25 protein-coding genes and 1 tRNA gene are annotated in these 24,125 nt (G+C 69.9%); 15 read left to right on the top strand and 11 right to left on the bottom strand.

Annotated features, from left to right (window positions below; translation table 11 throughout):
• Positions 1-31 precede the first annotated feature (31 nt).
• Positions 32-1,624: an MFS transporter gene (locus tag GA0115233_RS11550; RefSeq protein ID WP_093720086.1), complete on the top strand. Its 1,593-nt coding sequence runs from the start codon at positions 32-34 to the stop codon at positions 1,622-1,624.
• A 296-nt stretch (positions 1,625-1,920) separates the two neighbouring features.
• Complete coding sequence (locus GA0115233_RS11555) at positions 1,921-2,211, top strand: small hydrophobic protein (protein WP_093720087.1); 291 nt, start codon at positions 1,921-1,923, stop codon at positions 2,209-2,211.
• Between the two features lie 120 nt (positions 2,212-2,331).
• Here the strand turns inward: GA0115233_RS11555 and aceE are convergent, their stop codons facing one another.
• Positions 2,332-5,079 carry a pyruvate dehydrogenase (acetyl-transferring), homodimeric type gene (gene aceE / locus GA0115233_RS11560; RefSeq protein ID WP_093720088.1) on the bottom strand — a complete coding sequence of 916 codons (2,748 nt, stop codon included), beginning with the start codon at positions 5,077-5,079 and terminating at the stop codon, positions 2,332-2,334.
• 386 nt (positions 5,080-5,465) lie between these two features.
• Between aceE and GA0115233_RS11570 the strand changes: the two genes are divergently transcribed.
• The 6 genes from GA0115233_RS11570 to GA0115233_RS11595 all read left to right on the top strand — a co-directional run bounded on the left by GA0115233_RS11570 (position 5,466) and on the right by GA0115233_RS11595 (position 9,973).
• Entirely contained in the window at positions 5,466-5,906 is a 441-nt protein-coding gene (locus GA0115233_RS11570) for a DUF3052 domain-containing protein (RefSeq protein ID WP_176711738.1), read from the top strand.
• A 128-nt stretch (positions 5,907-6,034) separates the two neighbouring features.
• Positions 6,035-6,493 carry a peroxiredoxin gene (locus GA0115233_RS11575; protein WP_093720090.1) on the top strand — a complete coding sequence of 153 codons (459 nt, stop codon included), beginning with the start codon at positions 6,035-6,037 and terminating at the stop codon, positions 6,491-6,493.
• A 113-nt stretch (positions 6,494-6,606) separates the two neighbouring features.
• Positions 6,607-7,182 carry a calcium homeostasis/redox stress adaptation protein gene (locus GA0115233_RS11580; RefSeq protein WP_093720091.1) on the top strand — a complete coding sequence of 192 codons (576 nt, stop codon included), beginning with the start codon at positions 6,607-6,609 and terminating at the stop codon, positions 7,180-7,182.
• A gap of 108 nt (positions 7,183-7,290) precedes the next feature.
• The gene (locus GA0115233_RS11585) at positions 7,291-7,866 is read left to right on the top strand and encodes a TerD family protein (protein ID WP_093720092.1); all 576 of its coding nucleotides are present in this window, start codon (positions 7,291-7,293) and stop codon (positions 7,864-7,866) included.
• Positions 7,867-8,000: 134 nt separating this feature from the next.
• A complete protein-coding gene (locus tag GA0115233_RS11590) occupies positions 8,001-9,143 on the top strand; it encodes a DUF475 domain-containing protein (protein WP_093720093.1) in 1,143 nt (380 codons plus the stop codon).
• An 89-nt stretch (positions 9,144-9,232) separates the two neighbouring features.
• On the top strand, positions 9,233-9,973 hold the full coding sequence (locus tag GA0115233_RS11595) for a TerD family protein (RefSeq protein WP_093720094.1): 741 nt from the start codon (positions 9,233-9,235) through the stop codon (positions 9,971-9,973).
• A gap of 21 nt (positions 9,974-9,994) precedes the next feature.
• Here GA0115233_RS11595 and GA0115233_RS11600 read toward each other — a convergent pair whose 3' ends face one another.
• Positions 9,995-10,822, bottom strand: a complete 828-nt coding sequence (locus GA0115233_RS11600) for a TerD family protein (protein ID WP_093720095.1) — start codon at positions 10,820-10,822, stop codon at positions 9,995-9,997.
• A 186-nt stretch (positions 10,823-11,008) separates the two neighbouring features.
• On the opposite strand from GA0115233_RS11600, the gene GA0115233_RS11605 reads away from it, so the two are divergent.
• Genes GA0115233_RS11605 through GA0115233_RS11615 form a run of 3 tightly spaced genes read left to right on the top strand, consistent with a single transcriptional unit; the run spans position 11,009 to position 15,444 of the window.
• Positions 11,009-12,175 (top strand): HpcH/HpaI aldolase/citrate lyase family protein, encoded by a 1,167-nt coding sequence (locus GA0115233_RS11605; RefSeq protein WP_093720096.1) that lies wholly within the window; start codon positions 11,009-11,011, stop codon positions 12,173-12,175.
• Between the two features lie 21 nt (positions 12,176-12,196).
• Positions 12,197-14,632: a phosphoribosyltransferase gene (locus GA0115233_RS11610; RefSeq protein ID WP_093720097.1), complete on the top strand. Its 2,436-nt coding sequence runs from the start codon at positions 12,197-12,199 to the stop codon at positions 14,630-14,632.
• Positions 14,632-15,444, top strand: a complete 813-nt coding sequence (locus GA0115233_RS11615) for an HAD family hydrolase (protein WP_093720098.1) — start codon at positions 14,632-14,634, stop codon at positions 15,442-15,444. The genes GA0115233_RS11610 and GA0115233_RS11615 overlap by 1 nt, the downstream gene beginning before the upstream one ends.
• Before the next feature lie 9 nt (positions 15,445-15,453).
• On the opposite strand, the gene GA0115233_RS11620 is transcribed toward GA0115233_RS11615, so the two are convergent.
• The 3 genes from GA0115233_RS11620 to GA0115233_RS11630 all read right to left on the bottom strand — a co-directional run bounded on the left by GA0115233_RS11620 (position 15,454) and on the right by GA0115233_RS11630 (position 17,872).
• Positions 15,454-15,666: an FmdB family zinc ribbon protein gene (locus GA0115233_RS11620; RefSeq protein ID WP_093720099.1), complete on the bottom strand. Its 213-nt coding sequence runs from the start codon at positions 15,664-15,666 to the stop codon at positions 15,454-15,456.
• A gap of 32 nt (positions 15,667-15,698) precedes the next feature.
• On the bottom strand, positions 15,699-17,072 hold the full coding sequence (locus GA0115233_RS11625) for a hypothetical protein (protein WP_093720100.1): 1,374 nt from the start codon (positions 17,070-17,072) through the stop codon (positions 15,699-15,701).
• Between the two features lie 77 nt (positions 17,073-17,149).
• Entirely contained in the window at positions 17,150-17,872 is a 723-nt protein-coding gene (locus GA0115233_RS11630; protein ID WP_255310146.1) for a DUF4097 family beta strand repeat-containing protein, read from the bottom strand.
• Positions 17,873-18,092: 220 nt separating this feature from the next.
• Here GA0115233_RS11630 and GA0115233_RS11635 point away from each other — a divergent pair.
• Positions 18,093-18,164: transfer RNA gene (locus GA0115233_RS11635), tRNA-Val, on the top strand.
• 43 nt (positions 18,165-18,207) lie between these two features.
• Here GA0115233_RS11635 and GA0115233_RS11640 read toward each other — a convergent pair.
• The gene (locus tag GA0115233_RS11640; protein ID WP_093720102.1) at positions 18,208-18,534 is read right to left on the bottom strand and encodes a hypothetical protein; all 327 of its coding nucleotides are present in this window, start codon (positions 18,532-18,534) and stop codon (positions 18,208-18,210) included.
• Positions 18,535-18,904: 370 nt separating this feature from the next.
• Positions 18,905-19,036 (bottom strand): hypothetical protein, encoded by a 132-nt coding sequence (locus tag GA0115233_RS41690; protein WP_255310147.1) that lies wholly within the window; start codon positions 19,034-19,036, stop codon positions 18,905-18,907.
• Between the two features lie 94 nt (positions 19,037-19,130).
• Between GA0115233_RS41690 and GA0115233_RS40595 the strand changes: the two genes are divergently transcribed.
• The gene (locus tag GA0115233_RS40595; RefSeq protein WP_141689502.1) at positions 19,131-19,319 is read left to right on the top strand and encodes a hypothetical protein; all 189 of its coding nucleotides are present in this window, start codon (positions 19,131-19,133) and stop codon (positions 19,317-19,319) included.
• Positions 19,320-19,327: 8 nt separating this feature from the next.
• Here GA0115233_RS40595 and GA0115233_RS11650 read toward each other — a convergent pair whose 3' ends face one another.
• Positions 19,328-19,558, bottom strand: coding sequence for a DUF2277 domain-containing protein (locus GA0115233_RS11650; protein WP_093720104.1), 231 nt, complete (start codon positions 19,556-19,558; stop codon positions 19,328-19,330).
• A gap of 102 nt (positions 19,559-19,660) precedes the next feature.
• Here GA0115233_RS11650 and GA0115233_RS11655 point away from each other — a divergent pair, with 102 nt between their 5' ends.
• Positions 19,661-20,557: a ketopantoate reductase family protein gene (locus GA0115233_RS11655; protein WP_093720105.1), complete on the top strand. Its 897-nt coding sequence runs from the start codon at positions 19,661-19,663 to the stop codon at positions 20,555-20,557.
• A gap of 4 nt (positions 20,558-20,561) precedes the next feature.
• Here the strand turns inward: GA0115233_RS11655 and GA0115233_RS11660 are convergent, their stop codons facing one another.
• Positions 20,562-20,924, bottom strand: coding sequence for an iron chaperone (locus GA0115233_RS11660; protein ID WP_093720106.1), 363 nt, complete (start codon positions 20,922-20,924; stop codon positions 20,562-20,564).
• Between the two features lies 1 nt (position 20,925).
• Positions 20,926-21,438, bottom strand: coding sequence for a GNAT family N-acetyltransferase (locus GA0115233_RS11665; RefSeq protein WP_093720107.1), 513 nt, complete (start codon positions 21,436-21,438; stop codon positions 20,926-20,928).
• 138 nt (positions 21,439-21,576) lie between these two features.
• Between GA0115233_RS11665 and GA0115233_RS11670 the strand changes: the two genes are divergently transcribed.
• Entirely contained in the window at positions 21,577-21,921 is a 345-nt protein-coding gene (locus tag GA0115233_RS11670) for a hypothetical protein (protein ID WP_093720108.1), read from the top strand.
• On the opposite strand, the gene helR is transcribed toward GA0115233_RS11670, so the two are convergent.
• Complete coding sequence (gene helR / locus GA0115233_RS11675) at positions 21,918-24,074, bottom strand: RNA polymerase recycling motor ATPase HelR (RefSeq protein ID WP_255310148.1); 2,157 nt, start codon at positions 24,072-24,074, stop codon at positions 21,918-21,920. The genes GA0115233_RS11670 and helR overlap by 4 nt on opposite strands.
• Positions 24,075-24,125 lie beyond the last annotated feature (51 nt).

The raw sequence follows: 24,125 nt of genomic DNA on the forward strand, positions 1-24,125 counted from the left end.
AATTGTCAGTGGCTGTCACTAGCCTCGGGGCATGACTAGTCAGACCATCGTCGACAAGGCGCCCCAGGACGCCGCCCCGCCGTCAGGGCTTCGTGGGCATCCCTGGTTCACGCTCATAACCGTCGCCGTGGGCGTGATGATGGTGGCGCTGGACGGCACCATCGTGGCCATCGCCAACCCGGCCATCCAGAAGGACCTCGGGGCCACCTTCGCCGAGGTCCAGTGGATCACCAACGGTTACTTCCTGGCCCTCGCGGTCTCCCTGATCACCGCGGGCAAGCTCGGCGACCGCTTCGGGCACCGGCAGACCTTCCTCATCGGTGTGGTCGGCTTCGCCGCCGCCTCCGGCGCCATCGGTCTGTCCAGCAGCATCGGCTTCGTCGTCGCCTTCCGCGTCCTCCAGGGCCTGTTCGGCGCGCTGCTGATGCCGGCCGCGCTCGGTCTGCTGCGGGCGACCTTCCCGGCCGAGAAGCTCAACATGGCCATCGGCATCTGGGGCATGGTCATCGGCGCCTCCACGGCCGGCGGCCCCATCCTCGGCGGTGTGCTCGTCGAGAACGTCAACTGGCAGTCGGTGTTCTTCATCAACGTGCCGGTCGGCATCCTCGCCGTCGTCCTCGGTGTGCTGATCCTGCTGGACCACCGCGCCAAGAACGCCCCGCGCTCCTTCGACCTGCTCGGCATCGTGCTGATGTCGGCCGCGATGTTCTGCCTGGTGTGGGCGATCATCAAGGCGCCCGAGTGGGGCTGGGGCTCCACCTCGACCTGGGCGTTCATCATCGGCTCGGTGGTGCTGTTCACGCTCTTCGGATTCTGGGAGACCAAGGTCAAGGAGCCGCTGATCCCGCTCGGGCTGTTCCGCTCGATCCCGCTGTCGGCGGGTGTCGTGCTGATGGTCCTGATGGCCATCGCCTTCATGGGCGGCCTGTTCTTCGTGACGTTCTACCTCCAGAACGTGCACGGCATGGGCCCGATCGACGCCGGACTCCACCTCCTCCCGCTCACCGGCATGATGATCGTCGGCTCGCCGCTCGCGGGCGCGCTGATCACCAAGCTCGGCCCCCGGGTCCCGCTGGCGGGCGGTATGGCTCTGACGGCCATCGCCATGTACGGCATGTCCACGCTGGAGACGGACACCAGCAGTGGCCTGATGTCGATCTGGTTCGCGCTGCTCGGTCTCGGCCTCGCGCCGGTCATGGTCGGCGCCACCGAGGTCATCGTCGGCAACGCGCCGCTGGAGCTGTCCGGTGTCGCCGGTGGTCTTCAGCAGGCCGCGATGCAGATCGGCGGCAGCCTCGGTACGGCCGTGCTGGGCGCCGTGATGGCCTCCAAGGTGGACAGCGACCTGCCCGGCAACTGGGCCGAGGCGGGGCTGCCGAAGCTCCCCGAGGACCAGGCGGCGCAGGCGGCCGAGGCGGTCCAGGTCGGTGCCGCTCCGGTGACCGCGGACACCCCGCCGGAGATCGCCGCGAAGATCACGGACGTCGCGCACGACACCTTCATCTCCGGCATGAGCCTCGCGTCGCTGGTCGCGGCCGGTGTGGCGGCGGTCGCCGTCGCGGTCGCGTTCCTGACCAAGCGGGGTGAGAACGCGGAGGCCGGAGCGGGCGCCGCGCATATCTAAGGCCCGCTCCCGGCAAGAGGTTTCACCCGGCTTTCCCCTATCAGGGTGACAAAGCTAAAGATTCCTCGATCTCGGCACGCGCCGCGGTTCACAGTGGGTCAAGCCCTCCGTACGGCATGTTCCTCGGGCAAGTTCGTACGGCAAGGGCGCCCGGTGCTGCGGCGCGCTGCCGGAGGGGGACAGCGCGCCGCCGGCCGGAGAACCAGGGGGAGTTGAGGAGGAGTAACTCCTCCCCACTGGGTACCCGCCCGGGGAACCGAATCCAACCCACGACCGGTTCCCGGGAGTTGAGATCCATGGCGGGCTTCGGACACGGAACGCGCAGGCACCCCCGCACGCGTGGCCGCACACGGTCACGGTCCGGGCCGGATCGCGCGACCCTCGGCATCATCGGCGTCATCTGCGCGGTGGCCGGTTTCTTCACCCTGGGCATCGTCCTGGGCCCGGCGGCCGTCCTGTGCGGCTGGCTCGCGATGAACCGCACCTGGTCCGGAACCCGCTCCCTCCCGGCCCTGATCGCCGTCGTCCTGGGCGCGATCGACACCCTTCTGGCACTGGTCTGGCTGGCGGGCAGCGGGCCGATGTGAAACCGCGGGGACCCGCTTCACCCGGCGGCTTGATGTTCGCATCGAGCGGCGGCTGCCCGGAACGAACCGGGGCCGGGAGGCTCACGCCTCCCGGCCCCGTACGTGCTCACCCGTGCGGCGCTACGCGTCGCCGCCCGCCGCGCCCGGGTCCGCCGCCGAGACGTCCAGCAGCTGGTACCGGTCGATCGCCTGCTTCAGCGCCGAGCGGTCGACCTTGCCCTCCTTCGCCAGCTCCGTCAGCACGGCCACCACGATCGACTGCGCGTCGATGTGGAAGAACCGCCGCGCCGCGCCCCGCGTGTCGGCGAAGCCGAAGCCGTCGGCGCCCAGGGACTGGTACCGGCCGGGCACCCAGCGGGCGATCTGGTCCGGAACCGCACGCATCCAGTCGGAGACGGCCACGAACGGACCCTGCGCGCCGGAGAGCTTGCGGGTCACGTACGGCACCCGCTGCTCCTCCTCCGGGTGCAGCAGGTTGTGCTCCTCGCAGGCCACGGCCTCGCGGCGCAGCTCGTTGAAGGAGGTCGCCGACCAGATGTCGGCCTTGACGTTCCACTCCTCGGCGAGGATCTTCTGCGCCTCCACCGCCCAGGGCACCGCGACACCGGAGGCGATGATCTGGGCCGGGATCGAGCCCGCCGTGCCCTCGCTGAACCGGTAGACGCCCTTGACGATGCCCTCGACGTCCACGTTCTCCGGCTCGGCCGGGTGCTGGATGGGCTCGTTGTAGACGGTGAGGTAGTAGAAGACGTCCTCGCCCGGCTTGCCGTCCCCCGTCGGCCCGTACATCCGGCGCAGACCGTCCTGCACGATGTGCGCGATCTCGAAGCCGAACGCCGGGTCGTAGGCGACACAGCCCGGGTTGGTCGACGCCAGCAGCTGGGAGTGGCCGTCGGCGTGCTGGAGGCCCTCGCCGGTCAGCGTGGTGCGCCCCGCGGTCGCGCCGAGCACGAAACCGCGCGCCAGCTGGTCCGCCATCTGCCAGAACTGGTCACCGGTGCGCTGGAAACCGAACATCGAGTAGAAGACGTAGACCGGGATCAGCGGTTCCCCGTGTGTGGCGTACGCCGAGCCCGCCGCGATCAGCGAGGCCGTGCAGCCCGCCTCGGAGATGCCGTCGTGCAGCATCTGCCCGTTCGGCGCCTCCTTGTACGCCAGCAGCAGCTCACGGTCCACCGACTCGTACTGCTGCCCGAGCGGGTTGTAGATCTTCGCACTCGGGAAGAAGGAGTCCATGCCGAACGTGCGGTACTCGTCCGGCGCGATCAGCACGAACCGCTTGCCGATCTCCTTGTCCCGCATGAGGTCCTTCAGCAGTCGCACGAACGCCATGGTCGTCGCGATGGACTGCTGACCGGAGCCCTTCTTCACGGTCGCGTACGTCTTGTCCTCGGGCAGCGGCAGCGGCTTCGCCCGTACCACCCGGGTCGGCACATACCCGCCCAGCGCCTTGCGCCGGTCGTGCATGTACTGGATCTCCTCGCTGTCGCGCCCCGGGTGGTAGTACGGCGGCGCGCCGGACTCCAGCTCCTTGTCGGAGATCGGCAGGTGCAGCCGGTCCCGGAAGCGCTTGAGGTCGTCGACCGTCAGCTTCTTCATCTGGTGCGTGGCGTTGCGGCCCTCGAAGTTCGGCCCCAGCGTCCAGCCCTTGATCGTCTTGGCCAGGATCACCGTCGGCTGGCCCTTGTGCGCCTTGGCCGCCGAGAACGCCGCGTAGATCTTGCGGTGGTCGTGGCCGCCGCGCCCCAGGTGCAGGATCTGGTCGTCGGTCATCCCCTCGACCATCGCCCGCAGCCGGTGGTCGTCACCGAAGAAGTGATCACGGATGTACGCGCCGGTCTCGGTGGCGTACGTCTGGAACTGCCCGTCCGGCGTGGTGTTCATCTTGTTCACCAGCACGCCGTCGCGGTCCTGCGCCAGCAGCGGGTCCCAGCTGCGGTCCCAGACCAGCTTGATCACGTTCCAGCCGGCGCCCCGGAAGATCGACTCCAGCTCCTGGATGATCTTGCCGTTGCCGCGTACCGGCCCGTCGAGGCGCTGGAGGTTGCAGTTGACCACGAAGGTCAGGTTGTCCAGGCCCTCCCGCGCGGCGATGGACAGCTGGCCGAGCGACTCCGGCTCGTCCATCTCGCCGTCGCCCAGGAACGCCCACACGTGTGACTTGGAGGTGTCCGCGATCCCGCGCGCCTCCATGTAGCGGTTCATCCGCGCCTGGTAGATCGCGCCGATCGGGCCGAGGCCCATCGACACCGTCGGGAACTCCCAGAAGTCCGGCATCAGCCGCGGGTGCGGGTAGGAGGACAGCCCGTGCGGCGCCCTGGACTTCTCCTGGCGGAACGCGTCCAGGTTCTGCTCGCTGAGCCGGTCCAGCAGGAAGGCGCGGGCGTAGATGCCCGGCGAGGCGTGCCCCTGGAAGAAGACCTGGTCGCCGCCGTCGCCCTCGTCCTTGCCGCGGAAGAAGTGGTTGAAGCCCACGTCGTACAGGGAGGCGGAGGAGGCGAAGGTGGCGATGTGCCCGCCGACCCCGATGCCGGGGCGCTGGGCCCGGGACACCATGACCGCCGCGTTCCAGCGGGTCGCGTTCAGGACCTTGCGCTCGATCTCCTCGTTGCCGGGGAAGAACGGCTCGTCCTTGGTCGCGATCGTGTTGACGTAGTCCGTGCTGCGCATCTCGGGCACGGCCACGCGCTTCTCGCGGGCCCGCTCGATCAGCCGGAGCATCAGGTAGCGGGCCCGCTCACGCCCGCGCTCGTCGACAGCGGCGTCGAGGGAGTCGAGCCACTCCTTGGTCTCCTCGGGATCGAAGTCAGGAACCTGACTCGGAAGGCCGCCAATGATGATCGGGTTGCGATCGGATCCGGAAGCCACGCTGGTCCTTACCTGTCAGAGGGCTGATTTTCTCGGGGCTTGCTTCGGCTTGCTTCAGGGCTTGTTTCCGGCGTTTTGCTCTGTCTGCGCCGATCCCCATCGTGTACCTCGGGACGGCAAACGTCATCTCTACTACGAGGTAATCCAAGCGTGGTCCCCTCGGAGGGTTCCCAAAAGCGCAAAGAGGGCAGAACGGTGTGGCGTGTGTCACCTTGGGGTGTGGCGCGATGACGCTGGTTGGGGTGACACGGCACGGAACGTCACCGTTTCGGCGGTCCGCACGGCCGGGTACTTGCGCGATCCGTCCCGCCCGTGTGGACTACGGCCAATGCTTCGCGCACGCGCGTGGCTGAGTTATTCCCGAAGACATGATCTGGAGGCAACCCGTGAGCGCGACCGCGGACCACGCGGAGGAGCGGACGAACCCTGCCGCAAGGCTGGGGTTCCAGCCCGAGCAGGTGGTCCAGGAGATCGGCTACGACGAAGACGTAGACCAGGAACTCCGCGAGGCCATTGAGGAGGTCATCGGCAGTGACCTCGTGGACGAGGACTACGACGACGTCGCCGATGCCGTGGTGCTGTGGTTCCGCGACGAGGACGGCGACCTGACGGATGCGCTGGTGGACGCCATCACGTACATCGAGGAAGGCGGCTCGATCCTGCTGCTGACGCCGAAGACCGGACGTGACGGCTACGTCGAGCCGAGCGACATCTCCGAAGCCGCCACCACGGCCGGACTGTCCGCGTCCAAGAGCGTCAGCGTCGGCAAGGACTGGAGCGGCAGCCGGCTGGTGACGCCGAAGGCGGCGAAGTCCGGCAAGAAGTAACCCCTGGGGTCTGTCCCCGGCACACCGGACGGGCCGGCTCCGGTCGGTCCGTCCGCGGTCCCTCGGTGATCTCTGCGTAGGGTGGGCTACGACCACCCGAACAGCCTCACCGAAGGGACCAGCCGCAGATGGCCATCCAGGTCGGCGACAAAGCCCCCGACTTCGAGCTCAAGGACAACCACGGCCGGACCGTGAAGCTGTCCGACTTCCGCGGCGACAAGAACGTCGTGCTGCTCTTCTACCCGTTCGCCTTCACCGGCGTGTGCACCGGCGAGCTGTGCGAGCTGCGGGACAACCTGCCGAAGTTCACCGACCGCGACACCCAGCTGCTCGCCGTCTCCAACGACTCCATCCACACCCTGCGCGTCTTCGCCGAGCAGGAGGGCCTCGACTACCCCCTGCTGAGCGACTTCTGGCCGCACGGTGAGGTCTCCCGCGCCTACGGCGTCTTCGCCGAGGACAAGGGCTGCGCGGTCCGCGGCACCTTCGTCATCGACAAGGAGGGCATCGTCCGCTGGACCGTCGTCAACGCCCTCCCGGACGCCCGTGACCTGAACGAGTACGTCAAGGCGCTCGACACCCTGTGATTCTTCGGTTCCAGGGCCTGCGGGTCGCGGGAACCCCTCACTAGGATCGACACGTTGATCCGATATCACACGCACGGCGGGGCTCCCCGCCCCTGAACACCAATGGAGGACTCGTGGGAGTCAGCCTCAGCAAGGGCGGCAACGTATCGCTGACCAAGGAGGCCCCCGGCCTGACCGCGGTCATCGTCGGTCTGGGCTGGGACGTCCGCACCACGACCGGTACGGACTTCGACCTGGACGCCAGCGCGCTGCTGCTGAACAGCTCCGGCAAGGTCGCCAGCGACGCGCACTTCGTCTTCTTCAACAACCTCAAGAGCCCGGACGGCTCCGTGGAGCACACCGGTGACAACCTCACCGGTGAGGGCGAGGGCGACGACGAGCAGATCAAGGTCAACCTCGCCGCCGTCCCGGCCGACGTCGAGAAGATCACCTTCCCGGTGTCGATCTACGACGCCGAGAACCGTCAGCAGTCCTTCGGCCAGGTCCGCAACGCGTTCATCCGCGTGGTGAACCAGGCCGGTGGCGCCGAGATCGCGCGCTACGACCTCAGCGAGGACGCCTCCACCGAGACCGCGATGGTCTTCGGTGAGCTCTACCGGCACGGTGCGGAGTGGAAGTTCCGCGCCATCGGCCAGGGCTACGCCTCCGGCCTGCGCGGCATCGCGCAGGACTTCGGCGTGAACGTCTGAGCCGCGTCACCACCCGCGCTTCAATCGCCCGGCGCCGCACGGTTTGCGTGCGGCGCCGGACGTGCAGGGAAACAACCAAAGAAGCTTGACCTGGGGAGGACCAGCATCATGGGCGTCACGCTCGCCAAGGGGGGCAATGTCTCCCTGTCCAAGGCCGCACCGAACCTCACCCAGGTGATGGTCGGGCTCGGCTGGGACGCGCGCTCGACCACCGGAGCCCCGTTCGACCTGGACGCCAGCGCGCTGATGTGCAGCGGCGGACGGGTGATGGGGGACGAGTGGTTCATCTTCTACAACCAGCTCAAGAGCCCGGACGGCTCCGTGGAGCACACCGGTGACAACCTCACCGGTGAGGGCGACGGCGACGACGAGTCGCTGCTGATCGACCTGGTCAAGGTGCCCGCCCAGTGCGACAAGATCGTCTTCCCGGTCTCGATCCATATGGCCGACGAGCGCGGCCAGACCTTCGGACAGGTCAGCAACGCGTTCATCCGCGTCGTGAACCAGGCCGACGGCCAGGAACTCGCCCGCTACGACCTCAGCGAGGACGCCTCCACCGAGACGGCGATGATCTTCGGCGAGCTCTACCGGTACCAGGGCGAGTGGAAGTTCAGGGCGGTCGGCCAGGGGTACGCGTCCGGTCTGCGGGGAATCGCCCTGGACTTCGGGGTCAACGTCTCATAACGCTTGTAACGCGTTATGAGCAAAAGTCGGGGGCCTCTGGGGTACGAGGGACTGACGACTACACTGCGGCTTCAAAAGTTCGTAAAGCCGAGTACGGCACGGGGGAGACCCGTACATACAGGATTGGGTAGCCAGTGGTTCTGAAAACCTTCGGCTGGTCGTTCGCGGTCACCGCGCTCGGCCTCGTCGCAGCGGTCCTCTTCGGGGGGTGGACCGCTTTCGGCATCGTGGCGATCCTCTCCGTCCTTGAGATCTCGCTGTCCTTCGACAACGCGGTGGTCAACGCCGGGATCCTGAAGAAGATGAATGCCTTCTGGCAGAAGATCTTCCTCACCGTGGGCATCCTGATCGCCGTCTTCGGTATGCGGCTGGTCTTCCCCGTCGTCATCGTCGCCATCAGCGCCTCGATGGGCCCCATCGAGGCCGTCGACCTGGCGCTGACCGACAAGGACCGTTACGAGCAGCTCGTCACGGACGCCCACCCGGCGATCGCCGCCTTCGGCGGTATGTTCCTGCTGATGATCTTCCTGGACTTCATCTTCGAGGACCGGGACATCAAGTGGCTCGCCTGGCTGGAGCGGCCGCTGGCCAAGCTCGGCAAGATCGACATGCTGTCGGTCTGTGTGGCGCTGGTGGTCCTGCTCATCACCGCCATGACCTTCGCGACCCACGCGCATCTGCACGCGGGCAGCGCGGACAAGGCAGAGACGGTTCTGCTCTCCGGCATCGGCGGTCTGATCACCTACATGGTGGTCGGCGGTCTCTCCGGCTACTTCGAGGACAAGCTGGAGGAAGAGGAGGAGCGCGAGCACGAGGAGGAAGAGGAGGCCGCGCGCACGGGCAAGCCGCGCTCGGCGGTCGCCCTCGCCGGCAAGGCCGCGTTCTTCATGTTCCTCTACCTTGAGGTCCTGGACGCGTCCTTCTCCTTCGACGGCGTGATCGGCGCCTTCGCCATCACCAACGACATCGTGCTGATGGCGCTGGGTCTGGGCATCGGCGCGATGTACGTCCGTTCGCTCACGGTCTACCTGGTCCGCCAGGGCACCCTCGACGACTACGTCTACCTGGAGCACGGCGCGCACTACGCCATCGGCGCCCTGGCCGTGATCCTGCTGGTCACCATCCAGTACCAGATCAGCGAGCTGATCACCGGTTCCATCGGTGTCATTCTGATCGCCTGGTCCTTCTGGTCCTCGGTGCGGCGCAACCGGGCGCTCGCGGCGGCCGAGGGAAAAGCGGAGGCCTCGGACAGGACTGAGGTCTCGTCCGGGGTGTGACACCACTGGGTATGAGGAACGCTTCTTGACGGGGCGGCCGGTCTCCGGCCGCCCCGTTCTCCTTGCTTGACCGGCGTGTGGGGGCGGGAATGGGCTTGTTGGACGGGCTGCTGTGGCGTGGGCGCAGCCCGCAGTTCGACTCGGGAAGTGCGTCGAGCAACGCGATCGAGCTGACCAAGCGGCACGGTCAGGTCTCGCTGACCAAGCAGGACGCGGCCACCGGTCATCTGCGGATCAATCTGAACTGGCGGATGCGCAGCTCCGACATAGGCGGGCCGCAGCGGGAGAGCCTGCTGCGGCATCCGTTCAAGGCGCTCAAGCCCCCGGAGGTCGTCGCGCACAGCCAGAGCATGGTCAACGTCGACCTGGACCTGGGATGCCTGTACGAGCTGACCGACGGCACCAAGGGCGTCGTCCAGCCGCTGGGCGGCCTGCTCGGCGACGTGAACGCACCGCCGTACGTCAAGCTCAGCGGCGACGACCGGTTCGGCTCGGCGTCCGGCGAGACGATGTACGTCAACCTCGACCAGCGCGAGAACATCAAGCGGCTGCTGGTCTTCGTCTACATCTACGACCAGACCCCGGCCTTCGACCGCACCCAGGCCACGGTCACGCTCTTCCCGAGCAACGGCCCGCGTATCGAGATCGGCCTCGACGAACGCCATCCCCTGGCCCGCTCCTGCGCGGTGGTGATGATCGAGAACGTCAAGGGCGAACTGATCGTCCGCCGGGAGGTCAAGTTCGTCTACGGCTTCCAGGCCGAGCTGGACCGGCTGTACGGCTGGGGCCTGCAGTGGGGCCGCGGCTACAAGACGAAGGCGGACCGCTGACCCGCCCTCGTCCGACTCCGGTCACCGGCCGATGAACTGCGGTCCCTGCGGGGGCAGGCGGAACTCGCCCGCCGGGACCGGAGCCGGTGCCGGGGCGGGCGGGTAGCCGTAGCCGCCCGGGGCGGGCCGGCCGGTGGGCTGGGGGTAGCCGTAGGCGGGCTGGGTCGTGGGCGGCGGGGCCTGCGGAGTCTGCGGGTAGCCGTACGCCGGCTGCGGGGGGACCACGGTGGTGGGCTGCTCCGGCGGCAGCGGCTGGGACTTCGGCTCCTCCGCGGGCTCCTCGGGCGCGGCGGGGGCCGCCTCCTCCGACTCGTCCACCGAGATGCCGAAGTCCGTGGCCAGGCCCTTCAGGCCGTTGGAGTAGCCCTCGCCCAGGGCGCGGAACTTCCAGGCATCCCCGCGGCGGTACAGCTCGCCGCAGATCAGCGCGGTCTCCTGGCCCGTCTCCGGCTTGATGTCGAAGTACAGCAGCGGTTCGCCGTCGGCGACGGACGCGTCGTACAGCAGGATGCGCAGTGACCGTACGAGGTCGAAGGTCGCGCCGTCCGCCGATGCGACCAGGTAAATCTGGCTGACGTCGGGCTCGACACCCGCGAGGTCTGTCTGGATCGTGTCGGTGAGGCCCTCGGCCAGCCGTTTCTTGCCGAGCCGCCAGACCTTCCCGGAGGGGTGTCGGGGCTGGTTGTAGAAGACGAAGTCCTCGTCGGAGCGCACCCGACCGTCGGGGCCGAGGAGCAGCGCCGAGGCGTCGACATCCGGGACCCCCTGCCCGGGCGTCCACCGGAGCACGGCACGTACAGTCGTGGCTTCGAGCGGGACGTTCGACCCCTTCAGCATCGCGTGCGTCATGCGGTCATCCTGCCCTCTCGGTAGTGATCACGACAACGCGGGGGTACATGATCAGCTGACCGTGTCCACAACCGCGTTACCAGAAATTCATGCCCGGCGGGAACCCCTGACAGAGGTATCTACGTACTATTACCGGCCACCTGCGAACGGTTCACAGGGGTCGCTCAGCCACCACGGGGGAGTTTTATGCGTCATTTCGGGCACATCGCCCCTGAGGTGCGGCGCCGCCTCTTCCATCAGCAGCCGTGCGAGTTCGACGCGGACTCGCCCGCCCGGCTGCTCGCCGCCGCCCTGGGGGCCACCCTGTACAGTCCGGCCACCCGGCCCCGGCTCGCGGACGACGTCCGCAAGCAGGCCGCGCGCGGTGTCGTGTCGATGGTGCTGTGCCTGGAGGACTCCATCGGCGACGAGGACGTGGCCGCGGGCGAGGAAAACCTCGTACACCAGTTCGCCGACCTCGCCGCCGGTGACCGGTCCGCCCTGCCGCTGCTGTTCATCCGGGTTCGCACCCCCGAGCAGATCCCCGACCTCGCCCACCGACTCGGCCCCACCGTCGCCCTGCTCTCCGGCTTCGTGCTGCCCAAGTTCACCGAGGAACGCGGCATCCCCTTCCTGGAGGCCCTCGCGAGCGCCGAGGCCATGAGCGGGCGGCGCCTGTTCGCCATGCCCGTGCTGGAATCCCCCGAGCTGCTCTTCCGCGAGTCCCGCGTGGACACCCTGGAAGGGATCTTCCGGGCGGTCGACAAGTATCGTGAGAAGGTGCTCGCGCTGCGCCTCGGCGTGACCGACTTCTGCTCCAGCTACGGTCTGCGCCGGGCTCCCGACATGACGGCGTACGACGTCCAGATCGTCGCCTCCGTCATCGCCGACGTGGTCAACATGCTCGGCCGCGCCGACGGCACCGGCTTCACCGTCACCGGCCCGGTGTGGGAGTACTTCCGCGTGCAGGAACGTATGTTCAAGCCCCAGCTGCGCCGCAGCCCCTTCCTGGAGGGCCAGGCCGAACAACTGCGCGAGGCCCTCATCGAGCACGCCATGGACGGACTGCTCCGCGAGATCGCCCTCGACCAGGCCAACGGCCTCACCGGCAAGACCTGCATCCACCCCTCCCACGTCCTGCCCGTGCACGCGCTCTCCGTCGTCAGCCACGAGGAGTTCAGCGACGCCCAGGACATCCTGCGCCCCGAGAGCGGCGGCGGAGGCGTGCTGCGCTCGCAGTACACGAACAAGATGAACGAGGTGAAGCCGCACCGCGCCTGGGCCGAGCGGACCATGCTGCGCGCCGAGGTCTTCGGAGTGGCCAACGAGGACGTGGGCTTCGTGGAGCTGCTCGCCGCCGGAATCCCCGGCTGACCACCGACAACCAAGGGACGCATGAACAAGGCAGTGAACAACGGGGTCTGGTCCGGCACCTGGGTCGCCCAGCGGCTCGGCGTCGAACTGGAGGGCGACGACACCCTCAAGGACCTGCTCGGGCTGGCCCTGCGCCGCAACCCCAAGCGGGCCCACCTCCTCGTCTCCCACGTACTGGGCAAACACATCCCGCAGTCACCCACCGTCGTCTACGGCCACGGCTTCACCCTCGGCCGCCAGGTACGGGAACTGCTGGGCGCCGACCAGGCCGAGCGGGCGGTCGTCCTCGGCTACGCGGAGACCGCCACCGGACTCGGCCACTCCGTCGCCGACGGCGTCGGCTCCGCGCCCTACCTGCACTCCACCCGCCGCCCGGTCCCCGGAGTCGCCCCCGCGGGCGGCTTCGAGGAGTCCCACAGCCACGCCACCTCGCACCTGCTGCTCCCCGAGGACCCCACCCTCCTGCTCGGCGACGGCCCCCTCGTCCTCGTCGACGACGAGTTCTCCACCGGCAACACCGTCCTCAACACCATCCGCGACCTCCACGAGCGCTACCCCAGGCGCCGGTACGTCGTCGTCGCCCTGGTCGACATGCGCTCGCCCCAGGACACCCGGCGCCTGGAGGCCTTCGCACGGGAGATAGGCGCCCGCGTCGACCTCGTCGCCGCCGCCTCCGGAACCGTCACCCTGCCTGACGGCGTGCTGGACAAGGGCCAGGCCCTCGTCGCCCAGCACGAGCGACCCCACGAGCCCGCGCCGACCGGGCACCGGCCCGCCGCCGTGCGCCGCGTCGACCTGCACTGGCCGCACGGCCTCCCCGACGGCGGACGCCACGGCTTCACCCAGGCCCACCGAATACGCCTGGAGAACGCCCTGCCCGCCATGGCCGCCCGCCTCGCCGAAGCCCTCCCCGAGGACGCCCGCCGCGTCCACGTCCTCGGCTTCGAAGAGCTGATGTACGCCCCCCTGCGCCTGGCCCGCGAACTGGAGCAGATCACCGAAGCGGAGATCCGCTACTCCACCACCACCCGCTCCCCGGTCCTCGCCGTCGACGACCCCGGCTACGCCATCCGCACCCGCCTGGTCTTCCCCGCCCACGACAACCCCGCCGACGGCCCCGGCGACCGCTACGCCTACAACGTCGCCGGAGCCGGCTTCGACACCGTCGTGGTCGTCGTCGACTCCGCCGCCGACACCCCCGAACTGCACGCCCCCGACGGCCTGCTCGCCCGGCTCCGGGCCCACACCGCGCAGGTCCTCCTCGTGGTGGTCCCCTCGTACGTACCCGAAAGGCCCTCGATGCTGCCCGAGCCCCTGCGCGGCCCCGCCTTCTCCTCGTACGCCCCCGAGGAGGTCGGCTGGCTCCTCCAGGACCTCTCCGACGTCACCCTGGAGGCGCCCACCGAGGAGCGCGAGGAGGCCATCCAGAGCGGCGGCGCCCACTACGCCGAATCACTGCCCGTGGAGTACCAGCCCAGCGAGCAGTACCAGCAGCTCTTCCAGGCCGCGCTGGAGCAGTCCGCGGCCCGCCTCGCCCAGGCCGTCGGCGCGGTCACCGAGGTCGTCCTCGCCGAACGCTCACCCCGCCCGGTCCTGGTCTCCCTCGCCCGCGCCGGAACCCCCGTCGGCGTCCTCATGCGCCGCTGGGCCCAGCACCGCCACGGCCTGGACCTGCCGCACTACGCCGTCTCCATCGTCCGCGGCCGCGGCATCGACGCCAACGCCCTGCGCTGGCTCGCCGCCCACCACGACCCCAGCGACGTCGTCTTCGTCGACGGCTGGACCGGCAAGGGCGCCATCACCCGCGAACTCACCGCCGCCATCGAGGAGTTCGAGGCCGCCGAAGGCATCACCGGCTTCGACCCCGAGATCGCCGTCCTCGCCGACCCCGGCTCCTGCGTGCGCACCTACGGCACCCGCGAGGACTACCTGATCCCCTCCGCCTGCCTCAACTCCACCGTGTCCGGCCTGATTTCACGCACCGTGCTGCGCGCCGACCTGGTCGGTCCCAACGACTTCCACGGCGCGAAGTTCTACCGCGAACTCGCCGGCGCCGATGTCTCCGTCGCCTTCCTCGACGCCGTCACCGCCCGCTTCACCGAGGTCTCCGACGCCGTCGACGCCCTCGCCAAGGACCTCCTGTCCGCCGACCGCGCCCCAACCTGGGAGGGCTGGGCGGCAGTCGAGCGCATCAGCGAGGAGTACGGCATCCACGACGTGAACCTCGTGAAGCCCGGCGTCGGCGAGACCACCCGGGTACTGCTGCGTCGCGTACCGTGGAAGATCCTTGCGCGCGCAGGCGCGGGCGCCGACCTGGACCACGTACGCCTGCTGGCCGAACAGAGAGGGGTTCCGGTGGAAGAGGTCGCCGAACTGCCGTACACCTGCGTGGGCTTGATCCACCCCAAGTACACGCGGGGCGCGACGGGCGCCGACGGCAAGGCGGTGAACGCCTGATGCCGGTGCTGGTGGCCAGCGACCTGGACCGCACACTCATCTACTCCTCGGCGGCCCTCGCCCTCACCATGCCGGACGCGCGGGCACCCCGGCTGCTCTGCGTCGAGGTGCACGAGAGCAGGCCGCTGTCGTACATGACCGAGACGGCAGCCGCCCTGCTCACCGAACTCGGCGACACCGCCCTGTTCGTGCCCACCACGACCCGCACCCGCAAGCAGTACCAGCGCATCAACCTCCCCGGCCCGCCCCCCACTTACGCGATCTGCGCCAACGGCGGCCACATCCTGGTGGACGGCGTCTCCGACCCCTCCTGGCAGGCCCGGGTCACCGCCCGGCTCGCCGAGGAGTGCGCGCCGCTCGACGAGATCCGCGCCCACCTGATGGCCACCGCCGACCCCGCCTGGGTCCGCAAGCACCGGGTCGCCGAGGACCTCTTCGCCTACCTCGTCGTGGAACGGGAACTGCTGCCCGAGGAATGGGTGAAGGAACTGGCCGTCTGGGCGGAGAACCGCGGCTGGACCGTCTCCCTCCAGGGCCGCAAGATCTACGCCGTGCCCAAGCCGCTCACCAAGAGCGCGGCCCTGCACGAACTGTCCCGCCGCACCGGCGCCGACCTCACCCTGGCCGCCGGCGACTCCCTCCTCGACGCCGACCTCCTCCTCGCCGCGGACAAGGGCTGGCGCCCCGGGCACGGCGAACTCGCCGACGCCCAGTGGACGGCACCGGGCGTCAGCGCACTGCCGGAGCGGGGAGTGCTGGCGGGGGAGCGGATCCTGCGCGAGTTCCTGCGGCAGTGCCGCGCACCGCGCTAGAGGCCCTTGCTAGCCGCAGCAACCCCCACCGCAGCAGCCGCCCCCGCCGCCACCCTTGGGCGCGGGGGCGCTCGCCGTACCGCCCACCGCGACGGTGGACAGCAGCTTCACCGTGTCGTCATGTCCCGCGGGGCACTGCGCGGGGTCGGAGGACTGAGCCATGGGACGGCTGACTTCGAACGTGTCACCGCAGGTCCGGCACCGGTAGTCATAGCGAGGCATGCGCACAGATTAACCGGGGCCGGGCCACCGGGTCAGCCGCCCGAGGCCCCCCGCTCCTCCCGTATCTGTGCGACGACCCGCGCCACGGTCTCCCGGACCGCCTCCAGCTCCGTCAGGAAGTGCCAGTAGTCGGGATGCCGCCCCTCCAGCGTGCCCATCGCCCGCTCCAGACGCGCCACCGAGTCGTCCAGCGGCCGGGCGTGCCGGGGATCCGGCGTGTTCCGCCCGGCCATGGCCAGCCGCTGGGCGTCCCGGATCGCGAACCGCGTACGGTCGATCTCCGCGGCGGGATCCTTCTGCACGGCGTTCAGCCGCTGCAACCGGTCCCCGGCGGCGGAGACGGACTCATCGGTGGAATTGAGCAGCGCCCTCACCGTCGACAACAACGCCGTCGCGTCCGGCCACCGCTGCTCGTCCCGCGCGGCCTGCGCCTCCTTCAGCTTCAGCTCGGCCTGCCGCACGTTCTCCCCGGCCTGCTCGGGCACCCCCTGAAGGTCCTGCCAGCACGCCACCGTGAACCGCCGCCGCAGCTCGCTCAGAATCGGCTCGACCTGCTCGGAACGCGTGGTCAGGGCCTGCGCCCGGGTCCGCAGCGACACCAGCCGGTGATCGATCTCGGCGGCCCGCTCCGGCAGCCGCTCGGCCTCCGCCCGGACCGCCCCGGCCTCCCGGGCGACCCGCTCGGCACGCTCCAGCGTCTGCGGCACACCGTGCTGACCGGCACCCTGGTTCAGCTTGGTCAGCTCCGGCGCCAGAGCCGCGAGCCGGGCGGCGAGGTCGTCGGCCTTCAGCCCCGAGGCCCGTACGCCGTCCAGGGCGTTGGAGGCCGCCAGCAGCCCCTGCCGGGCCCGCTCCACGGCGGGCGCGAGCCGCGCGAGCTGCGTCTCGGCCTTGCCGAGCAGCGGCCCGAGCCCGTCCGCGAACCGGTCCAGCTCCCGCTTGACGTTGGCCAGCTCGTCCTTGGCCCTGGTCAGCTCGGTCCGGGCCCGCGCCGCGGCCGAGGCCTCCAGATCGTCCCGATCCAGGTCATGGGCATCCACGGCCTGGATGTACTGATGACTGACCTCGTCGATACGCCGGCTGATCGCCTCGAAATCGGCGACGGCACGCCGGGCGGCGGGGGAGTCGTCGACAGCGGTGATCGTCTCTATCGAGATCCGCAGGTCACGCTGGGCGGTGTCCAGCTCGTAGAACGCGGCCGCCGCGGCATCCTTCGCGGCCTGCGCCTCCGCCCGCTGGTTCTCCGCCCGCCCGCCGAACCAGCGCCGCGTACCGCCCCCGGCGAACGCGACGGGCAACACGAGCGCGGCGACAAGAGGCAACGCGAGCAGGGTCACGGCGTCCCCGACCACACGATGTGCACGCACCACCAACGGCGAGTCCGACTGCGATGGTGTCGCCGTCACATCCCTCTCCCGTGCTGTGGTCCGCCCTGCCCGGCGCTGTCATTCTCCCACCGGTTAATGACGAACACACGGGCCGGTTAGTTCGCGGTTCGGACCGTGACTTTCCCGTCGCCGGCGTGAGCACGCAGGACATGAGCACTGGAGGAGTCCCGAGGCACGTCCACGTCAACGCCCCCGTCCCCCGCATCGGCGCTCACCCGATAAGCACCATCGGGCACCTCAACGGTCACACTCCCGTCCCCGCTCCGCGCCTCCACGAGCCTCGGCACGACCCCCACCTCGATCTTCAGGGCCCCGTCCCCGGTCTGCGCCCGCACCTCCGTCGCATCGACCTCGGCCCGCACGGCCCCGTCGCCCGACCGCAGCCGCAGCGGCCCGGTGGAGTCGGTGACATGCACGGCCCCGTCACCGGTACGCACACTCAGCGCGTCCCGGAACCCCCGGGCCCGCACACTCCCGTCCCCCTCCTCGACCTCCACGGCGAGGCCCCGCGGCACCTCGACCAGATGTTTGACGGCACAGTCGGCGAAAACCCCGGAACACTTCATCCGCAAGGTGAGCCGATCGTCCTTCATCCTCCAACTGACCTCGGGCTCACCCCCAACGGCAACGGACCCCTTGAACCACCGCGTAACCCGAACCTCCCCCTCCGGAACCCGCTCACTCGCCACAACCTCCAACGCGGAATCCCGGGAATCCACGACCAGCCTCGCCCCCTGCACTCCGAACACCCGCCGCTCGGGCTCCCGGTCCTCATCGGCAGAGGCACACCCCGCCACCCCAGCAACAACCAACGCCACCAAACCCCCCACAACCCCAACCCGCCCACGCCCCACGACGACCTCCCCGACAGAGCTCCCAAGACCTCCTCCGACCGTACGAACCCGGCCCCCAACCAGGCATCCGGCCCACTCCCGACTTTTGGGTGGGGTTAACCCCCCTGGCGTGCCACGTCCCGTCCGCCCGGGATACCGGATTGCGGCACAGGGCGCGGGACAATGTAGGCTGACGGCCTGTCCCGGGTGCGTAGCTCAGGGGTAGAGCGCCTGCCTTACAAGCAGGATGTCGGCGGTTCGAAACCGTCCGCGCCCACCGGTCGTCGGCCCTCGGAGTTTCTCCGGGGGCCGTCGTCGTTTCAGCCGGTGAAGTCAGGGGCCTGGTGCGGGGTCCACCAGTTGGTCAGGGCCCAGATGCCCAGGGCGGTTGCGGTGGCCGTGGTGAGGGCGGCGAGCCAGGGGCGGCGGGAGTAGCGCAGGGTGAGCAGCCAGCAGGTGAGGGGGACCAGGGCGCCGCCCGTGGCGACGAGCGGTAGGTCGATGTACAGGACGCTGAGGTCCCGGCGTTCCCCCTCGAACCCGCCCTCGATGTTGACCCGTGCCAGTGGAGCCCAGGCGAGCAGGGCCGCTGCGGCGCCCAGGGCGGCTGCCAGGAAGCCGGTGAGGGCTTTGGTCTCTTCCTTCACACCGGCTCGGACGCCTCGGGCGTGGTCCTCAGTTCCGGCAGGTGGGGCGTAGGGGTGGTTTGGGCACGGGATACTGCTGGTCTTTCCGTGGCGTGCTCTACAGGGGGGAACCTGTGCCCGACGACAAGCCGCAGCGTCCGCTTCGGCCGGACGAGGAGGAGGCGCTTGCTCGCTTCCACAATGGGGACACGCTCGACAACATCCCGGTCGTGCGGCTGCCGGCGCGGCGGGCCCGGTGGTGGCCCTGGGCGGCGGTCGTGGTGGGGGTCGGGGTGCTGGGTGGGCTCGTAGGGGCCGGGGTTGCTCTGTTTCAGGGGCGTGGGAGTGAGGTGGAGGTGCAGGCAGGGCCGGGGGGCAGTGCTTCGCCGAGTCAGTCCTTCGGAGAGGACCGGGGGTCCTCCTCGCCCTCGCCCTCGCCCTCGTCCTCGGCTGTTGCCAGTGAGGCGCCGCCCTCCGTTCTCGCCGAGCCCTCGCCCAGTGGGCTGGAGCAGGTTCGGGTCATTCAGACGCCGCCCACCGGTGGGGACCCCGGGGCCTCGTACTGCCTCGTGTACACCGGGAGTGCGTCCGGGCCCGAGCGGGAGGCGATTCTGTTGATGAACGCTCCCGGGTATCAGTGCCACGACCTGCTGCCCTTCGATCCGACCGGGCTGACGCCGGCCTTCACCACGGACGCGCCCCTGTGCGCGGCGCCCTCGCGGGCGGCTGTCGTGAACTTCGCCGAGGTCGGGGGGTGGGAGGGTGAGCTGATGTACACCTGTCTCACCCGGCACAGCGGGGCCTAGGTGGTGTCCTAGTCCGCCTTGCGGGGTGTCTGGCCTCGGATTTCCAGGCCTGCGAGGAGTCTGGCCGTGGCTTCCGCGATGGCGTCCACCGCCTCGTCGAAGACCTCCTGGTTGTGGGCCGCGGGCGCTCTGAAGCCCGAGACCTTGCGGACGTACTGGAGGGCCGCCGCCCTGATGTCGGCTTCCGTGGCCTCCTCGGGCAACGCCGGGGGGCGGAGGGTCTTGATGCTTCGGCACATGGGTCCAGTCTTACTCGCGGCACTGACAACCGGGGTCTGTCATGATCCTTGACTGGCGGCCACCCGAACGTGGGGCCGACCGTTGAGGAGGAATCAACCGTCATGACCGGTCGATCTGTACTTCGTGTCGCGGTGCTCGGGCCCGGTGGGATCGGGGGGCTCCTGGCCGGGCTGCTCTCCCGTGCCGGGCATCGTGTGGTCTGTCTCGCGGGGGAGGAGAGCGTGCGGGTGCTGCGGGAGTCGGGGGTGTCCGTGCGCAGTGGGGTCTACGGGGACTTCAACGCCTCCGTGGACGCCGACACGGTGCTGCGTGAACCCGTTGACGTCTGTCTGGTGTGCGTCAAGCACACCTCCCTCGACGCCGCGCTCCGGCGCGTGCCCGCCGACGTACTCGGGGACGCCCTTTTCGTGCCGTTCCTGAACGGCGTCGAGCACCCTGCCGTGCTGCGCGACCGTCACCGGGACGAGCTCGTCGCGCCCGGCGTCATCCGCGTCGAGTCCACCCGGGTCGCGCCCGGGGTCATCGAGCACGGGAGTCCGTTCTGCGAGGTCGATCTGACCGGGGACCGTGTCGCGCGGGAGCGGCTTGAGGAGCTGGGGGAGGTGCTCCGGGCCTCCGGGCCCGTCACTCGCGTCCTCGACGACGAGGTCGGCGTCCTCTGGGCCAAGATGTCCTTCCTCGCGCCCTTCGCGCTGCTCACCACCCGGTACGGGCTTCCTCTCGGTGACGTCCGCACCCGGCACCGGGACGAACTCGTCGCGCTCGTCGAGGAGACCGCCGCGGTGAGCCGCGCCTGCGGTGGGCCCGGGGATCCGGCGCAGGCCCTCGCGCGGTACGACGCCTTCCCGGCCGGCACCAAGTCCTCCATGCAGCGGGACGCGGAGGCCGGACGGCCGCTCGAACTCGACGCCATCGGCGGGGCGCTGCTCCGGGCCGCCGAGCGGCATGGGATTTCCGTGCCGGTTGCCACGCGGGTGGTCGCGGAACTGGGCAGCTAGCGGCTCAGCCGGTTTTGCCGGGGCCCTTCGCCGTCGCCCGTAGCAAGTCCCGCAGCAGGGTCTCGTCCACTGCGTCGGGGTTGCGGAAGCGCAGGCAGCCCTTGCCCATGTCCTGGTCGGCCAGGCGGTCGGCGAAGGCGTCCCGGACGTCGCCGCGCATCAGGTAGAAGGAGACGTACTGCTTCTGCGACGCGAAGGCGATCTCCGGTTCGCCGTCGCGGGTGTAGACCGGCATGCCGTACGCCATCACCTCGGTGTGGGCCGGGAGTTCGGCCCGGCACAGGTCCCGCAGGCGGGTCAGGGCGGGCCTTCGGGCGTCCGGCAGCTCCGCCAGGTAGCTGTCCACGTCCTTCGCTTCGCTGCGCATCTCAGACTCCGAAGGGTTTGGCGTACCGGATCGTGCCGGAGGGCAGCGGGGCCTCCGTCAGGGCTTGCGCCATCAGGGACTCGTCGGGGACGTCGAAGGTGACCCCGATGCCGTGCGCCGAGGCTCGGGTGAAGCCGAAGCGGGGGTAGTAGGCGGGGTGGCCGAGGACGGTCACGAAGCGTTCGCCCAAGCGGGCCGCAGCGGTCAGCGCCGCCTCGATCACCGTCCCTCCCGCGCCCGTGCGCTGGTGGGCGGGGTGGACGGCGACCGGGGCCAGGCACAGGGTCGGTACCTCGTCGATGTGGCAGCGGGTCAGGAGGGCGTAGCCCACGGGGGTGCCGGTGGCGTCCGTCGTCACGTACGACAGGCCGTCGATCCATGCCTCGTCGGTGCGCAGCGTGTCGACCAGGTCGGCTTCCAGGGGTGTTTCGAACGCGGCGAGGACGGTCTCGCGTACGGCGTCGATGTCGTCGGTGGTCTCCGGGCGTGCGGTCCAGGTCCAGTGCGGGCTCATGGGTTCATTCTGGGCCCGGCGTCCAGCCCGGGGCCCCCGCACACGGCTTGGAACCCCCGCCTCCGCTCGCGCACCCGTTCGGATGAACCCCGCGAAGCAACTCGCGACCAAAAATCGAACAGGCGTACCATTGAGGTCGTGGCTACGACCTATGATTTTCCCAGTGACCTCCTCGCCGGTCAGGAGGAGCTGCATCAGGTCAGGGCCGAGCTGTCGGCCCTGCTCAAGCGGCTGCCCTGGTCGGTGGAACCGCTCGACGGCTTCAGTGACGACAACGGCTGGCGGAAGGTGGAGCGCCCCGCTTCCCCCGGCTGGACCGCCGATGAGCAGGCAGCCGTGGAGAAGCTCAGGCGCCGCGAGCACGAGCTGGCGGTGTTCGTCAGCACGCACCGCTTCTGGTCGGAACTCCCGCCCGAGGACCGGGTGGAGGCCCGGATGCGGGCCAAGCGCGCCCGCCCGCCCGCCGAGGAGGACTCGGACTAGCGCAGGACCACCAGCCGCTGCGTCGCCCTGGTCATCGCCACATAGCGGTCCACCGCACCCTCGATGCCCCCGCCGAACCCTTCCGGGTCGACCACGACCACCAGGTCGAACTCCAGCCCCTTCGACAGTTCCGGCGCCAGTGACCGGACCCGGGGTCGGGCCCGGAAGGTCGGGTCGCCGATCACACAGGCGATCCCCTCGGCGTTCGTGGCGAGCCACTCCTCGATGATCGCGTCCCGGTCCGTGCGCGGGGCATACCGGACCGGGATGCCCGAACTGCGGATCGAGGTCGGCACGTTCGCGTCCGGCAGCGCCGCCCGGATGACCGGCTCGGCCTCCGCCATCACCTCCGCCGGGGTGCGGTAGTTGACGCTGAGGGAGGCCACCTCGACCCGGTCGAGGCCGATCCGCGCCAGCCTCTCCTCCCAGGACTCGGTGAAGCCGTGCCGGGCCTGGGCGCGGTCCCCGACGATGGTGAAGCTGCGGGACGGGCAGCGCAGCAGCAGCATCTGCCACTCCGCGTCGGTCAGTTCCTGCGCCTCGTCGACGACGATGTGCGCGAACGGCCCGGCGAGCAGGTCCGGGTCGGCGGGGGGCAGTTCGGACTCGTCGACCAGGTTGCGCTGGAAGTCGGCCCGGCGCAGCTGGATCATCAGGCCGTCGAGGTTGTGGTCGGCGGCGATCAGGTTCTCCACCACCTGGTTCATACGGTCGCGCTGGGCCTCCAGCACGGCCTGTGCGCGGCGTCGGCGGCGGGCCGCGGCCGGGTCGCCGAGCCGCTGGCGTGCCGCGTCCAGCAGGGGCAGGTCGGAGACGGTCCACGCCTGCGGGGCGTCCTTGCGCTGCAGCAGCCGTACCTCGTCGGGCGTCAGCCAGGGTGCGCACAGGCGCAGATACGCCGGGACCGACCAGAGGTCGCCGACCAGGTCGCCGGCCTCGATCAGTGGCCAGGCCCGGTCGAGGGCCTCGGTGATCTCCTCGTCGCGCAGCAGCGTCCGGCGCACCCGGTCGTGGGGGATCTCGTCGTCGAGGGGGTCGAGCCGTTCCATGAGCATCGTGACCAGTTCCTCGCGGATCGGCTCGCGCGCCTCGTTGTGCGGGGTGCTCGGGCCGGGCGCCTGGAAGGCTTCGGCCCAGTCGTGGGCGGTGATCCGGAACTCGGCCCAGGGGGTGGTGACGGTCAGGGGTTCGGTGGGCGGGTCCTCGTAGAAGCGGACGGCCTTCTCGATCGCCTGGACGATGTCCGCGGAGGACTTCAGGCGGGCGACCTCCGGGTCGCTCTCCTCCGGCGCCCCGTCTCCCTCGGCGACGAGGTCGCGCACGGTGCAGGTCTGTACGCCCTCCTCGCCGAGGCTGGGCAGGACGTCGGAGACGTACGACAGATACGGCTGGTGCGGGCCGACGAAGAGCAGTCCGCCGCGCTGGCGGCCGACGCGGGGGTCGGAGTAGAGCAGGTAGGCCGAGCGGTGCAGGGCGACGACGGTCTTGCCGGTGCCGGGGCCGCCGTCGACCACGAGGGCGCCGCGCGAGGAGGCGCGGATGATGGCGTCCTGGTCGGCCTGGATGGTGGAGAGGACGTCGCGCATCCGCTCCGAGCGGTTGGTGCCGAGGCTCGCGATGAAGGCGGACTGGTCGTCCAGGGCGGCGTGCCCCTCCAGTCCGTCGGTGGTGAAGACCTCGTCCCAGTAGTCGCTGACCAGCCCGTTCGTCCACCGGTACCGGCGGCGGCTGACCAGGCCCAGCGGGTTGCCGTGGGTCGCGGCGAAGAACGGCTCGGCGGCCGGGGACCGCCAGTCGACGAGCAGCCGCCGGCCCGTGCGGTCGGTGAGGCCGAAGCGGCCGATGTAGAGGGGTTCGGGGTCGTCGGCGGTGACGATGCGGCCGAGGACCAGGTCGAGTCCGAACCGGCGCAGGGCGCGCAGCCGGGCCGAGAGACGGTGCACCTCCGCGTCCCGGTCCATCGCGGCGCGGCCGGTGCCGCCGGGCGCCCGCAGTTCGGCGGCCAGCCGCTCGGACAGTTCGTCGATCGTTTCTTTCAGGCTCTCCGCGATCGCAGCGAAGTGCCGTTCGTCGTCGGAGATCAGCGTCGGATCGGCCTTGGCGGCGAGCCGCTCGGGAAGGTCGAACGCGCTGCGCAGCAAGGGGGCATTCACTTCGCGAATCACTCATTTCCGCAGCTACTGGCGTTGGATGAGCGATTGTGC

The organism is Streptomyces sp. DI166, assembly GCF_900091315.1.
Taxonomy (GTDB): domain Bacteria; phylum Actinomycetota; class Actinomycetes; order Streptomycetales; family Streptomycetaceae; genus Streptomyces; species Streptomyces fuscus.

Coding starts and splice junctions, on each gene's coding strand:
- GA0115233_RS11550 (WP_093720086.1), top strand. CDS start 32: ATGACTAGTCAGACCATCGTCGACAAGGCGCCCCAGGACGCCGCCCCG.
- GA0115233_RS11585 (WP_093720092.1), top strand. CDS start 7,291: ATGGGCGTCACGCTCGCCAAGGGGGGCAATGTCTCCCTGTCCAAGGCC.
- GA0115233_RS41690 (WP_255310147.1), bottom strand. CDS start 19,036: ATGACCCGAACCTGCTCCAGCCCACTGGGCGAGGGCTCGGCGAGAACG.
- GA0115233_RS11665 (WP_093720107.1), bottom strand. CDS start 21,438: ATGAGCCCGCACTGGACCTGGACCGCACGCCCGGAGACCACCGACGAC.
- GA0115233_RS11650 (WP_093720104.1), bottom strand. CDS start 19,558: ATGTGCCGAAGCATCAAGACCCTCCGCCCCCCGGCGTTGCCCGAGGAG.
- GA0115233_RS40595 (WP_141689502.1), top strand. CDS start 19,131: ATGAACGCTCCCGGGTATCAGTGCCACGACCTGCTGCCCTTCGATCCG.
- GA0115233_RS11660 (WP_093720106.1), bottom strand. CDS start 20,924: ATGCGCAGCGAAGCGAAGGACGTGGACAGCTACCTGGCGGAGCTGCCG.
- GA0115233_RS11595 (WP_093720094.1), top strand. CDS start 9,233: ATGGGCTTGTTGGACGGGCTGCTGTGGCGTGGGCGCAGCCCGCAGTTC.
- GA0115233_RS11620 (WP_093720099.1), bottom strand. CDS start 15,666: ATGCCTCGCTATGACTACCGGTGCCGGACCTGCGGTGACACGTTCGAA.
- GA0115233_RS11610 (WP_093720097.1), top strand. CDS start 12,197: ATGAACAAGGCAGTGAACAACGGGGTCTGGTCCGGCACCTGGGTCGCC.
- GA0115233_RS11600 (WP_093720095.1), bottom strand. CDS start 10,822: ATGACGCACGCGATGCTGAAGGGGTCGAACGTCCCGCTCGAAGCCACG.
- GA0115233_RS11655 (WP_093720105.1), top strand. CDS start 19,661: ATGACCGGTCGATCTGTACTTCGTGTCGCGGTGCTCGGGCCCGGTGGG.
- GA0115233_RS11615 (WP_093720098.1), top strand. CDS start 14,632: ATGCCGGTGCTGGTGGCCAGCGACCTGGACCGCACACTCATCTACTCC.
- GA0115233_RS11575 (WP_093720090.1), top strand. CDS start 6,035: ATGGCCATCCAGGTCGGCGACAAAGCCCCCGACTTCGAGCTCAAGGAC.
- GA0115233_RS11555 (WP_093720087.1), top strand. CDS start 1,921: ATGGCGGGCTTCGGACACGGAACGCGCAGGCACCCCCGCACGCGTGGC.
- GA0115233_RS11605 (WP_093720096.1), top strand. CDS start 11,009: ATGCGTCATTTCGGGCACATCGCCCCTGAGGTGCGGCGCCGCCTCTTC.